The organism is Pseudomonas sp. MH9.2 (assembly GCF_034353875.1).
In the GTDB taxonomy this organism is placed as follows: Bacteria; Pseudomonadota; Gammaproteobacteria; order Pseudomonadales; family Pseudomonadaceae; genus Aquipseudomonas.
On the sequence record NZ_CP133784.1, the window covers coordinates 634759 to 648454 of the forward strand.

Genomic DNA, 13696 nt, shown 5'->3' on the forward strand with positions numbered 1-13696 from the left:
GAGTGCCTCATGGCCATCCTGCACACCCAAATCAACACGCGCTCGCCCGAATTCGCACTCAACGGCGCAGCGATGCTGGAACACGTCAAAGGCTTGCGAAAGTTGCTCGCCCAGGTTCATCAGGGCGGCGGGCCTAAAGCCCAAGAGCGCCACACGTCGCGCGGCAAACTGCTGCCCCGCGAACGGATCAACCGTTTGCTCGATGCCGGTTCGCCTTTCCTTGAAATCGGCCAGTTGACGGCTTACGAGGTGTATGGCGAAGACGTACCCGCGGCAGGTTTGATCGTCGGCATTGGCCGGGTCGAGGGCGTCGAATGCATGATCGTCGCCAACGACGCCACAGTAAAAGGCGGCTCTTACTATCCGCTGACGGTGAAAAAACACCTGCGAGCGCAAACAATCGCTCAGCAAAATCGCTTGCCGTGCATATATCTGGTCGATTCCGGTGGCGCCAACCTGCCGCGTCAGGATGAAGTGTTCCCGGACCGCGAGCACTTCGGGCGGATTTTCTTCAACCAAGCGAACATGAGCGCCGTGGGCATCCCGCAGATCGCCGTGGTCATGGGCTCGTGCACCGCGGGCGGTGCTTACGTGCCGGCCATGGCCGATGAAGCAATCATGGTTCGCCAACAGGCGACGATTTTCCTCGCTGGCCCACCGTTGGTGAAAGCCGCGACCGGTGAAGTGGTGAGCGCCGAGGACCTGGGCGGTGCCGATGTGCACTGCAAGATCTCTGGGGTTGCCGACCATTACGCCGAAAGTGATGAACATGCCTTGGCCTTGGCCCGACGCAGCATCGCCAACCTCAACTGGCGTAAACAGGGTGAACTCAACGCCCTGACCCCCATTGCCCCGCTGTATGGCGCCGACGAGTTGTACGGGGTGATCCCGGCTGACGCGAAGCAACCCTTCGATGTGCGCGAAGTGGTTGCGCGCCTGGTGGACGGCTCCGTGTTCGATGAATTCAAGGCCTTGTTCGGGACCACGCTGGTCTGCGGCTTTGCCCATCTGCACGGCTATCCCATCGCGATCCTGGCCAATAACGGCATCCTGTTCGCTGAATCGGCGCAAAAAGGCGCGCACTTCATCGAGCTGGCCTGTCAGCGCGGCATCCCGTTGTTGTTTCTGCAGAACATCACCGGGTTCATGGTCGGCCAGAAGTACGAAGCTGGCGGCATCGCCAAGCACGGCGCCAAGCTGGTCACCGCCGTAGCCTGCGCCAAGGTGCCGAAGTTCACGGTCATCATTGGCGGCAGTTTCGGCGCCGGTAACTACGGCATGTGCGGCCGCGCCTACGACCCGCGTTTTCTCTGGATGTGGCCCAACGCCCGGATCGGCGTAATGGGTGGCGAACAAGCTGCTGGCGTGCTGGTGCAGGTCAAGCGCGAGCAAGCCGAACGCAGCGGTCACACGTTCAGCGCTGAGCAGGAAGCCGAGATCAAACAACCGATTCTCGATCAGTATGAGCACCAGGGTCATCCTTATTACTCCAGCGCCCGTTTGTGGGACGACGGTGTAATCGACCCCGCGCAAACCCGGGACATCCTAGCCCTGGCCTTGTCCGCATCGCTGAATGCGCCTATCGAGCCAAGCACATTCGGTGTGTTCCGGATGTAACCGGGCCGCGCCCACGGAGTGAACATGACCGATTTACACACAGTTGAATTGCACACAGATCCCCGGGGGTTCGCCACGCTCTGGCTGAACCGCGCGGACAAGAACAACGCTTTCAACGCCCAGATGATTCGCGAGCTGATCATCGCCCTGGATGATGTGCAAGCCGACACCCGTCTGCGCTTCATGGTGATCCGTGGCCGGGGCAAGCACTTTAGCGCTGGAGCCGACCTGGCCTGGATGCAGCAATCGGCGAACCTGGATTACAACACCAACCTCGACGATGCCCGCGAACTGGCCGAGTTGATGTACAACCTGGCCAAATTGAAGATCCCCACTTTGGCGGTCGTGCAAGGCGCGGCCTATGGCGGCGCATTGGGTCTGATCAGTTGCTGTGACATGGCCATCGGTACCGAAGATGCGCAGTTTTGCCTGTCGGAAGTGCGCATCGGCCTGGCCCCGGCGGTGATCAGCCCCTTCGTGGTGCAAGCCATCGGTGAGCGTGCGGCGCGTCGTTACGCCCTGACGGCCGAGCGCTTCAGTGGCCTGCGCGCACGGGAAATCGGTTTGCTTGCCGAGTGTTACCCAGCCGCCGAGTTCGAGCAGCAGATCGATCAGTGGATCGACACCTTGCTGCTCAACAGCCCACAAGCAATGCGTGCGAGTAAAGACCTGCTGCGTGAAGTAGGTAACGGTGCACTGACCCCTGCCCTGCGTCGTTATTGCGAAAACGCCATTGCCCGTATCCGCGTCAGTCCTGAAGGCCAGGAAGGCTTGCGCGCCTTTCTGGAAAAACGCGCACCGGCCTGGCAGTCCGAGCAGGCTGACGCCGCTCAATCCAATAAAAAGGAGCCGCGCCCATGAGCGCCTCGCAGACCCCTACACCACTGCTGACCCGAATTCTGGTCGCCAACCGGGGCGAAATTGCGTGCCGCATCATGCGCACCGCCAAGGCGCTTGGGCTGACCACCGTTGCCGTGCACAGCGCCACCGATCGCGATGCTCGACACAGCCGCGAGGCTGACATCCGAGTGGATCTGGGTGGGAGCAAGGCGGCCGACAGCTACTTGCTGATCGACAAATTGATCGCTGCGGCCAAGGCCAGCGGCGCCCAGGCGATTCATCCTGGTTATGGCTTTTTATCTGAAAACGCAGGGTTTGCCCGCGCCATCGAAAACGCTGGATTGGTTTTCCTCGGTCCACCCGCCTCTGCCATCGACGCCATGGGCAGCAAATCCGCCGCCAAGGCCCTGATGGAAGACGCGGGCGTACCTCTGGTACCGGGTTATCACGGCGAAGCACAAGACGTCGCAACCTTCAGCGCCGCCGCTGAACGCATCGGTTACCCGGTGTTGCTCAAAGCCACGGCAGGCGGTGGCGGCAAAGGCATGAAGGTGGTGGAACAGGTCAGTGAAATGGCCGAAGCGCTGGCCTCGGCTCAGCGTGAAGCACAGTCATCGTTCGGTGACTCGCGGATGCTGGTGGAGAAATACCTGCTCAAGCCGCGTCACGTCGAAATCCAAGTGTTTGCCGATCAGCACGGCAACTGCCTGTACCTTAATGAGCGCGACTGCTCGATTCAGCGCCGCCATCAAAAAGTCGTCGAAGAAGCCCCTGCCCCCGGTCTCAGCCCAGAGCTGCGCCGTGCCATGGGTGAATCGGCGGTGCGTGCTGCTCAAGCCATTGGTTATGTCGGCGCAGGCACGGTGGAGTTTCTGCTGGACTCTCGCGGCGAATTCTTCTTTATGGAGATGAATACTCGCCTGCAAGTCGAACACCCGGTCACCGAAGCGATCACCGGGCTGGACCTGGTGGCCTGGCAAATTCGCGTGGCCCAAGGCGAGGCGTTGCCAATTACTCAAGCGCAGGTACCGCTGATTGGCCATGCCATCGAAGTGCGGCTGTACGCCGAAGACCCCGCCAACGATTTTTTGCCGGCCACCGGCACGCTGGACATCTACCGCGAACCTGCTGCCGGCCCCGGTCGACGCGTGGACAGCGGCGTAGCCGAGGGTGACAGCGTGTCGCCGTTCTACGACCCGATGCTCGGCAAACTGATCGCCTGGGGCGAGAACCGTGAGCAGGCACGTCTGCGTTTGCTGGCCATGCTTGATGAGTTCGCCATCGGCGGGCTGAAAACCAACCTGGCGTTCCTGCGCCGCATCGTCGCTCATCCTGCGTTCGCAGCGGCGGAACTTGATACCGGATTTATTCCACGCTATCAGGAACAGTTGCTGCCACCCGCCGGAGAATTATCGGCAGAGTTCTGGCAAGCCGCTGGCGAGGCCTTCAGCCAAAGCCAGCCAGCCACGGTTCGTCAGGACGACCTTTATTCACCGTGGGCCAGCCACAACGGTCTGCGTGCCGGGCTGCCGACAGAAATCGACCTGCACTTGATCTGCAATGGCCAGAAGCAGGTGATCCAGCTGCGCAACAGCAACGCCTCGCTGGCCGAGCTGAGGGGCGAGCAACTGCTGATTGAACACGATGGCGTGCGCCGTCAGCATCTGGCGATCCGCCGGGGCGATACCTTATATCTGCATTGGCAAGGCGAGCTGCACACCATCAAACGCCTCGATCCGATTGCCGAGATTGAAGCCAGCCACAGCCATCAGGGCGGCCTGACCGCTCCAATGAACGGCAGCATCGTGCGGGTGCTGGTCGAGGTCGGTCAAAGCGTCGACGCGGGTGCGCAGTTGGTGGTGCTGGAGGCCATGAAGATGGAGCACAGCATCCGCGCACCCCATGCTGGAGTAGTCAAGGCGCTGTATTGCGTCGAAGGCGAGATGGTCAGCGAAGGCACGGCACTGGTGGAACTGGATGAAGCAAAATAAACTTTGACATGCGAATGATAATTGTTATTATTGGCGCCGTTGATCGCAAGATCAACCCGATAACCCAGAAGCCTCAGGTCGGCTTCCGGGTTATCTCCTCATCAGGCTAATCACGGTTTTGACCCGGCTTTTTGCCGGGTCTTTTTTTTGTTTCTTTCCGATGGGTGTACAGTACCGGCACGAATTGGTACCGCCGTACAGGAAATAACCGTGACTCAGACCCCTCTCAAAATCAGCGCTGATTTCGACAGCGGCAATATTGAAGTACTCGACGCCAGCAACCCTTCTAACGTAAGACTGGCGATCCGTCCCGACACGAACAGCCCCCATCTTCAGTGGTTTCACTTCAAGGCCGAACACTTGGACGTGGGCCAAAAACACGCCTTCAGCCTGACCAACGCCAGCCAGTCCAGCTACAACCGCGCCTGGAACGGTTACCAGGCCGTGGCCTCTTACGATCATGAACACTGGTTTCGTGTACCGACAACATTCGACGGCACGGCCCTGAATTTCAGCCTTGCGCCAACCGAGTCGCAGGTGTATTTCGCCTACTTTGAACCCTATAGCCGCGCACGTCATGACTGGCTGATCGAACAGGCTATCAACAAAGCCGGCACCGAGCTGATTGCCATCGGCAAAAGCGTCGAAGGTCGCGACATCCAACTGTTGCGCAAAGGCGACGGTGCTGTCGGCAAGCGCAAGGTCTGGATCATCGCCCAGCAACACCCGGGCGAACACATGGCCGAATGGTTCATGGAAGGCCTGATCGAACGCTTGCAGGAAAAACACGACCCGGTCATGGCGCAACTGCTGGCTGCCGCCGATCTGTACCTGGTGCCGCACATGAACCCTGACGGCTCATTCCACGGTCATCTGCGCACCAACGCCAAGGGTAAAGACCTGAATCGGGCCTGGCAGGATTCCAGCCGGGAGTTGAGCCCGGAAGTGTTTTTCGTCCAGCAGCAGATGGAGAAATACGGCGTAGATCTGTTCCTCGATATCCACGGCGATGAAGAAATCCCCTACGTGTTTGCCGCCGCGTGTGAAGGCAATCCCGGCTACACCCCGCACCAGCAGCAACTGGAAGAACACTTCCGCCGCCGCTTGAGCGAAATCACCCAGGATTTCCAGACCCGCTACGGTTACCCGCGCAGCAACCCCGGCCAAGCCAACATGAACCTGGCCTGCAACAGCGTCGGCGAGCGTTTCCAATGCCTGGCATTGACCCTGGAAATGCCGTTCAAGGACAACGATGACGCGCCTGACGTCGTCACCGGCTGGTCCGGCAAACGCTCGAAACAACTGGCCAAGGATGTCCTGACCACCGTGTCGGAAATGGTCTCGGTCCCGCGCTGAGTCAACTGACCCTTCAGGCAAATCTGCTCTTGGGGTTTATGTTGCTTTCAACGCAGCAGCAATCTCCCCGAGAATCGCTGGATCATCAATCGTCGACGGCGGAGTGAAGTCCTCGCCGTCGGCGATTTTTCGTAGAACACCGCGCAGTATTTTGCCGGAGCGGGTTTTGGGCAGGCGCTTGACCACGACCACACGCTGCAAACACGCCAGCGCACCAATTCTCTCGCGCACCAACGCTACCATTTCGCTACGCAACTGCTCGGCACTTTCGCTGACGCCGTCCTTGAGCACGATCATGCCCAGCGGCACCTGCCCCTTGATCTCGTCATGCACGCCGATCACTGCACACTCGGCCACGGCGGGATGTTGGCCGACCAGGTCTTCCATCTCCCCGGTGGACAGCCTATGACCCGCGACGTTAATCACATCATCCGTGCGGCCCATGATGTACACGAAACCATTTTCGTCCACATACCCCCCATCACCCGTGTGGTAATAGCCGGGAAACGTCTGCAGATAAGCTTCCAAGTAGCGTGTATGGTCATTCCATAGCGTCTGGCTGCACCCAGGCGGCAATGGCAAGGCGATGACGATAGAACCTTGCTGACCAGGCGCGAGCAACCGGCCCTCCTCATCCACCACCTTCACGTTGTAACCCGGCACCGCACGGTTGCTTGAACCAGGGGCCGGGCTGTGACCTTCAAGACCTACGCACGGTGCAGTCACCGGCCAACCGGTTTCGGTCTGCCACCAATGATCGAGTACTGGCTTGCCAGTCAGCTGTTCCAGCCAGTGATGCGTGCTGGAGTCAAGTTTTTCCCCCGCCAAAAACAACTGTCGCAACGAACTCAGGTCGCGGTTCTTGATCAACTCGCCGTCAGGATCTTCCTTGCGAATCGCGCGCATGGCAGTGGGAGCACAGAACAACGCGTTGACCTTATATTCTTCGATCACCCGCCAATACGCGCCGGCATCTGGCGTACGGATCGGCTTGCCCTCATACAGGATAGTGGTGCAACCGCACATCAGCGGTCCGTAGACAATCAGGGTGTGGCCTACCACCCAGCCAACATCGGAGATGCCCCACCAGACATCGCCCGGCTGCATCCCGTAGATATGGCTCATGGTGAAGGTCAGCGCGACTGCGTTGCCGCCGTTTTCGCGAACGATACCTTTGGGCCGGCCGGTGGTGCCCGAGGTGTACATGATGTATAGCGGGTCGGTGCTGGCGACGGGCACCGGATCGACCGGTTGCACACCGACCAAGGCTGCGTTCCAGTCCAGGTCGCGGCCCTTCTGCAACTGCGCCTGAACCTGTGGGCGTTGCAGCACCAGAACATGGCTCGGCTGATGGCGAGCCAGTTCCAGGGCTTTGTCCACCAAGGGTTTGTATTCAATAACCCGGTCGAACTCCAACCCGCACGAAGCCGTCAGCAGCAGCTTGGGTTTGGAATCGTCGATGCGCAGTGCCAGTTCATGGGCTGCAAAACCGCCGAACACCACGGAGTGGATTGCGCCGAGTCGGGCGCAGGCCAGCATCGCCATGGCCGCCTGCGGGACCATCGGCATATAGATGATTACGCCGTCGCCCTTCTCCACGCCCAATTGGCGGAGCAAACCCGCCAACCGCGCCACTTCGTCACGCAGTTCGTTGTAGCTGTAGCGCACCTTGCTGTGGCTGACGGGCGAGTCGTAGATCAGTGCCGTCTGCTCGCCACGGCCCTGCTCGATCTGATAATCGAGTGCCAGATAGCTGCTATTGAGCTGACCGTCGGCGAACCAGCGATGCGTGCCGTCAGCCAGGGTTTGCAGAGTCTGTCGAGGTGCCTGATACCACGCCACGTTGCGCGCCTGTAGCGCCCAGAAGGCCTCGGGATCGGCGATGGAATGGTCGTAATGCTGCTGATAATGCTTCTGTTGCTGGCTCATCGGTGTCCCTGTGCTTGTTCTTATTGAGGGCTTGGCGAGAAAGACTTACACCCATGAACGTAGCAGATGCACAGAGAAAAACAGCTACGACTTTTGTCGGCCGCTTTAGCCCTGAGCCATCGCACGGGCATTGGCAGAACGCTGGGTCAGCACACCCAGGAGAGCCAGCAATGCCAAGGCGATGACCACCAGGCCATAGACGTTGGTGGTCGCGATCAGCCCGAAGCTGTGTGCCGAGAGCCCGGCAACCAATGCAGGTACACAAAATGCCAGGTAACTGAGCACATAAAATGTCGACATCAGCCCGGCGCGTTCATGGGCGTGAGCCAGTGGCAATAATAAGCGCATGGCCCCAAGGAACCCGGCGCCGAACCCGCACCCGGCAACCACCGTCCCTACGAAAAACAGCCATAGCCAACCGCTGTTGACGGCCGCCAGAATCACCGCGACGCCTACGCCCATAAAGCTGGCACCCACGAACAAGGCCAGGCGGGGTGTACGTTTGCGCAGGTTCAGAATCGCCACCGCGCCACTTAGGGTTAATGCCGCCACGGCCAGCCCGCCATTGAGAACCGACGTCGAGCCGGTTGCTGCGGTTAATAATGATGGGCTCAGCGACAGATAGAATCCGCCCAACGCCCAAGCCGCTATATCCACTGGCAGCACCAGCCACAGCGTGCGTCTCGCCTGAGGTGGTACGTGCAACGAAAGCTTTAGCGACGCCCAGACACCCGGTTGTGGGCTGACCGTTTCCGGCAGACGCCACAGGTACAGAGCCTGCAACACAAAAGCGATCAATAGCACGACAAACGCCATCAACAGCGGCAAGGGCGCGAACGTCACCAGAACACTGGTGCCCAGCGCGCCCGCGGCCATGCCCAGCATCGGTGCGACACTGTTGATCAACGGCCCCTGTGTCTGATCACAATCAAGCAAGGCAGCGCCCAATGCGCTGGCAGCCATGCCCGTGGCGAAACCTTGCAGCACCCGTGCAATGATTAGCCAGGTCACATCGGTGGCGGCGATAAACAATACCATCGACAAAATCTCAAGCACCAGCGCGGCAAAAATGACCGGGCGTCTGCCCAAGTAGTCGGACAATGAGCCGACCAACAACAAGGCCCCCAGTAAACTCAGGGCATACACTGCAAAAATCAGGGTCAGTATCGCCGACGAGAAGCCCAAGCTTTGCTGATACAGGTGATAAAGAGGGGTGGGCGCGCTGGACGCAGCAAAAAAGCACAACACCGTGACGGCAAGAAACCCCAGTGCTCCACGACTACGAACGGTCGGGTCCGGGTTCTGCAAAGGATGAGACATGAGTACACTCTCCGATAAAGCAAACCGTTAAAGCAATAATTTAGCTTTTTCGAGTGTGCAACGCGATCCCGCTTAAAGCAAATTCTTTGTGTTAAGGTCTGCCGCATGGCTATTAAAGAAGGTATTCGCACGGGAGGCCGCAGCGCCCGTGTTCAAGAATCGATCCACGCGGCTATCCGTGACCTGTTGCTCGAGCACGATCGTGCAGCCCTCAGCGTCCCACTGATTGCTGCCCGTGCTGGTGTCACGCCCTCAACCATTTACCGACGCTGGGGTGACCTGACCACGCTGCTTGCAGACGCAGCGGTGGAACGTTTGCGTCCGGACATCCCGGTCAATTGCGGCAACCTGCGCGAAGACCTGCAAACGTGGACCGAGCAATACCTGGACGAAATGAGTTCAGCCCCGGGGCGGGAACTGATGCGTGACGTCGTGGCCAGTAGCGCGGCAACCTGCTCTGGAAAATGCTCTGCCATCGTTCGTGACCAATTACAAATCATCATCGGGCGCGCGCTCGCCCGAGGTGAGACTGCTCCACCGGCCGAAGAATTGATGGACGCCATCGTTGCGCCAATGGTGTATCGCATCCTCTACGCGGAAGCACCACCGAGCCTGGAACGCATGCATCGATTAATCGACATCTGCCTCGCGCGGCAGGATTAATGATGACGATCGACAATCAAACTCATACCCTTGAGCGTCTGCGCGCTGGCAAGCTTGCGGGCATCACACGGCTTGATCTGTCCTGCGGGCTGACCGAGTTTCCTGCGGAAATTTTCGACCTCGCGGACTCGCTGGAGGTGCTCAATCTGACCGGCAATGCGTTGAGCCGCCTGCCGGAAGATCTGCACCGTCTGAAACACCTGCGCGTGTTGTTCTGCTCGGAAAACAGGTTCACCGAGCTGCCAGCCAGTATAGGTCAGTGCCTGCAGTTGCAAATCGTCGGGTTCAAGGCCAATCAGATCCGCTACGTTCCTGCTCAGGCACTGCCGCCCTTGTTGCGCTGGCTAATCCTGACGGACAACTGCATTGAGGCCCTGCCCGACGCACTTGGCGCCTGCAGTGCCTTGCAAAAATTGATGCTGGCGGGTAATCGCTTGCAGAAGTTGCCTGAGAGTCTGGCGACCTGCACGCAACTTGAACTGGTGCGTATTGCGGCCAACCGCCTGACTGAATTGCCCGACTGGTTGTTGAAACTGCCCACGCTTGCCTGGCTGGCCTACGCCGGAAACCCGCTGACCGTAAGTCCCGCTGAAACGCCCATCCGCCAGATCCCGTGGGAGCATCTGCAGGTACAACAGCAACTGGGCGAAGGCGCTTCTGGGGTGATCCAACAAGCCCTGTGGCAACGTCAGGAGAACCAATCCACGCCTGTGGCGATCAAGCTCTACAAGGGCAGCATCACCAGTGACGGCTCCCCGCTCAACGAAATGTCTGCCTGCATTGCTGCGGGGGCTCACCCACAGCTGATCGAAGTCCAGGGGCAGATCGCTGAACACCCACAGGCACAGGTTGGTCTGGTGATGCAATTGATCGCCCCCAGCTTCAGCAACCTCGCTGGCCCGCCCAGCCTGGACTCCTGCACCCGAGACATCTATGCCTCAGGCACCCGGTTTTCGCTGGACGTCGCCCTCCGCCTGGCCTGCGGCATCGCCTCGGTTGCCGAGCATCTGCATGCAGGCGGTATCTGCCATGGCGACCTGTACGGGCACAATATCTTGTGGGACGAGGACGGCGATTGCCTGCTCGGCGATTTTGGCGCAGCGTCGTTTTATCCGACAGCCAACACCGCTCAAGCACAGGCACTGGAACGCGTTGAAGTCAGGGCTTTCGGGATCCTGCTGGGTGAATTGCTGACGCGTTGCGATCCAGCACCTGCCGAGTGGCTACTTAACCTGAAAAGCCGATGCACGCATCCCGACGTACTGGCAAGGCCGTCGTTTGCACAGGTTCATGGCGAGTTACGGCGCCTGTGACACGATGCAGTGCATTCACCCCTGGAGCTACTGGTCATACCCATGCCGGGCGAGCCCCCGCGCCGCCTCGGCAAAACACTCGCTCACCCAATCGACGAACACCCTAACTCGCGGGGACATGTGGCGGTTGTGCGGATACAGGACCGACACGGGCATCGGTGGCGGCGGGCATTGAGGCAACACTTCACGCAACACATCTTCGGACAGTTGCTGAGCAACCCGATAGCGCGGCACCTGAATGATGCCAATGCCGGCAACCGCCGACGCGGCGTAGATTTCAGCGCCAAACACCGCGACGCGACCCTCGAGCAGGACCTCCTGGCATTGCCCATCCACCATAAACTCGAAGGGGTAAGGTTTGCCGGTGGTTCTGGAGACATAGTTCACGCCCGTGTGAGTCGCAAGGTCCCTCACCTGTTTCGGCACCCCGTATTTGCGCAGGTACGCCGGGCTTGCACAGGTCACCTGCTCCAGCATCGCGATACGACGGCCGACCAACGATGAATCGCTGAGGTTGCCGGCCCGCACCACGCAATCCACGCCCTCCTGAACCAGGTCCACCAATCGATCAGCTTCGCTCAGGGTCAGTTGAATATCAGGATAACGCGCCATGAAGTCCGGCAAGGCTGGCACCACGAAGTACCTGGCCAACGTGCCGTGCAGGTTGATCCGCAGCATGCCTTTGGGCGCGACGCTGCGGAACGCATGTTCGGCATCTTCCAGTTCCGCCAGTAAATGGATGCATCGCGCGTAGTAGGCCTCACCGTCAAGGGTAGGTTTGACCCTGCGCGTGCTGCGCTCCAGCAAGCGCGTGCCGAGCCAGGCTTCCAGTTGGTTGAGGCTGTGAGTCAGCGTCGCACGCGGCAGGGTCAAGTCTTCAGCAGCCAACGTGAAGCTGCTGCGCTCATAGATACGCACGAAAATTTTCATCGCCTTGACCTGATCCATCACGGCCCTCGTCAATTGTTGGCGTTTTTTGAACAGTCCTGCGAATTTAGCATGAGCCCGCCTTGTCCTGTCGAAGTGGCTGGGCAAGGCGGCGTCGAAGCCGAAGACAATGCCTTATATAAGAGGAATGCTGTAGCTGACGATAAAGCGGTTTTCGTCTTTGTCGGCCACATCGTTGCCTCGAAGCACCGCACTGCGCCACGTAAAACCCAGCCCCTTGAGGCTACCTTGAGGGATCACATAGTCGATACGGAAGTCATGCTCCCATTCGCTATTCTGCTTGTTGAGCGCTTGAATATGCTGACCATTCCAGTAGGTATAACTTGTCTTTAAACCCGGTAAGCCGAGGGTTGAAAAGTCGTAGGCATACGCGGCCATTGTCGTGTCTTCGCCTGCATTGACGAAGCGCAGAACCTGCGAATTGGTGATCAAGTAAGGAGAGCGACCCTGGTCCTGGTTAATATGAGGGAAGTCACTACGCCCGCTCGTTTGCTGATAGCCAACACTGATGGAGTGGCCTTGCAGGCTATACGTGAACAGGCTGCTCCATAGACGGTTATCTACTTCGCCCTTGCCAATACCTTGACCATAATAGCCCGCACTGACATAACCTTGATCACGGCCCGAAGCGCTGGCATTTTCACCGCCTGAGGTGCTATAGAAATAACGCAAGTCTGTTTTCAGCTGACCGACGGGCAGTTGCCACTGGTGAACCAACCCAAGAAAGTGCTGCTGATAAAAATCTTTCAAGCCGCCATAGTAGTATTGCAGTTGCAATTGCGGAGTGGCTTGATAATCAACCCCACCGTAATAGAACTGATTACTGAATTTCCCGGTGTCCGGGTTGTTTGCGCCCGCAATCGACATCCCCTGGGTATTTGAGGAGTTACGATCAGCCACCTGTTTTATATCACCCACGATAAAGTTTAAATGCTCAAACTCTTTTGATTCTACTTGCCACCCCTCAAAGGTTTCCGGCAATAAGCGCCCGTCGTTGTACGTCAAAACAGGCAGTTTCGGGAGCAACGTGCCGACCTTTAGCTGAGTCTGGGAAACACGAAACTTAGCGGTGGCCCCCAGCCGGCCATAATCATTAACCGCTTCTCCGTTGCTGTCCAAAGGAAATACACTTCCCGGGGTGTGATCCTCTTCCTTCTTACCCACGCGCCCTGCGGCGTCTAACCGCAGGCCATACAAGCCCAGCACATCCAAACCAACCCCTATCGGTCCCTGAGTGAAACCTGACTGGTAATTAAGAATGAAGCCCTGGCCCCACTCACGGTCAGAAGGTGCCTTTGCATTACGCGTGTCTTGGTTGAAGTAAAAGTTACGCAGGTCAAGTGAGGCTTTGCTGTCCTCAATGAAACCAGCGGCATGCGCTTGCTGTGCGACACCAAGGGCCATGACCAGCGTGAGGTAAGTTTTATTGCGCATCGTTGTCTCCGATCGGCAGTGCTAATTCAGGGCTAACGGCCGTCCTAGAGCGGTTGCGGCGTTGAGTGGCGGCAATTTAAAGGATTTTATTTATTCTTTATAAGAATGAATTATTATTTTTTTATCTGCTTTTGGAATATATAAATCCCTAAATCGTTAACCTTTCCATGAGGATGTCTGCACGAACTCATTCCTCGCGGACGCTTGGCAGCGCCACACCATGGTTCCTGACAACAAGGGTAATCGTCACGCCCATTGGGGCTGCGCCCCTTTATAACCGGGGTT

At 58.5% G+C, this 13696-nt stretch carries 10 protein-coding genes; 6 read left to right on the forward strand and 4 right to left on the reverse strand.

Going from position 1 to position 13696, the window contains the following annotated elements; genetic code table 11:
• Positions 1–9: 9 nt before the first annotated feature.
• From RHM55_RS02840 to RHM55_RS02855, 4 genes are all read left to right on the forward strand, one after another.
• A complete protein-coding gene (locus tag RHM55_RS02840; protein ID WP_322179420.1) occupies positions 10–1617 on the forward strand; it encodes a carboxyl transferase domain-containing protein in 1608 nt (535 codons plus the stop codon).
• Positions 1618–1641: 24 nt separating this feature from the next.
• The gene (locus tag RHM55_RS02845) at positions 1642–2478 is read left to right on the forward strand and encodes a gamma-carboxygeranoyl-CoA hydratase (RefSeq protein ID WP_322179421.1); all 837 of its coding nucleotides are present in this window, start codon (positions 1642–1644) and stop codon (positions 2476–2478) included.
• Positions 2475–4448: an acetyl/propionyl/methylcrotonyl-CoA carboxylase subunit alpha gene (locus RHM55_RS02850; RefSeq protein WP_322179422.1), complete on the forward strand. Its 1974-nt coding sequence runs from the start codon at positions 2475–2477 to the stop codon at positions 4446–4448. Before RHM55_RS02845 ends, RHM55_RS02850 begins: the two co-directional genes overlap by 4 nt.
• 210 nt (positions 4449–4658) lie before the next feature.
• Positions 4659–5804, forward strand: a complete 1146-nt coding sequence (locus tag RHM55_RS02855; protein ID WP_416152000.1) for a M14-type cytosolic carboxypeptidase — start codon at positions 4659–4661, stop codon at positions 5802–5804.
• A gap of 36 nt (positions 5805–5840) precedes the next feature.
• Here the strand turns inward: RHM55_RS02855 and RHM55_RS02860 are convergent, their stop codons facing one another.
• Complete coding sequence (locus RHM55_RS02860) at positions 5841–7733, reverse strand: propionyl-CoA synthetase (protein ID WP_322179423.1); 1893 nt, start codon at positions 7731–7733, stop codon at positions 5841–5843.
• A 105-nt stretch (positions 7734–7838) separates the two neighbouring features.
• Entirely contained in the window at positions 7839–9053 is a 1215-nt protein-coding gene (locus RHM55_RS02865) for an MFS transporter (RefSeq protein ID WP_322179424.1), read from the reverse strand.
• 105 nt (positions 9054–9158) lie between these two features.
• On the opposite strand from RHM55_RS02865, the gene RHM55_RS02870 reads away from it, so the two are divergent.
• Positions 9159–9716 (forward strand): TetR/AcrR family transcriptional regulator, encoded by a 558-nt coding sequence (locus tag RHM55_RS02870; RefSeq protein ID WP_322179425.1) that lies wholly within the window; start codon positions 9159–9161, stop codon positions 9714–9716.
• Positions 9717–9718: 2 nt separating this feature from the next.
• Positions 9719–11029, forward strand: coding sequence for a leucine-rich repeat-containing protein kinase family protein (locus RHM55_RS02875; RefSeq protein WP_322179426.1), 1311 nt, complete (start codon positions 9719–9721; stop codon positions 11027–11029).
• Positions 11030–11056: 27 nt separating this feature from the next.
• Here the strand turns inward: RHM55_RS02875 and RHM55_RS02880 are convergent, their stop codons facing one another.
• Positions 11057–11977 carry a LysR family transcriptional regulator gene (locus RHM55_RS02880; protein WP_322179427.1) on the reverse strand — a complete coding sequence of 307 codons (921 nt, stop codon included), beginning with the start codon at positions 11975–11977 and terminating at the stop codon, positions 11057–11059.
• A 114-nt stretch (positions 11978–12091) separates the two neighbouring features.
• A complete protein-coding gene (locus RHM55_RS02885) occupies positions 12092–13411 on the reverse strand; it encodes an OprD family porin (RefSeq protein WP_322179428.1) in 1320 nt (439 codons plus the stop codon).
• Between the last annotated feature and the right edge of the window lie 285 nt (positions 13412–13696).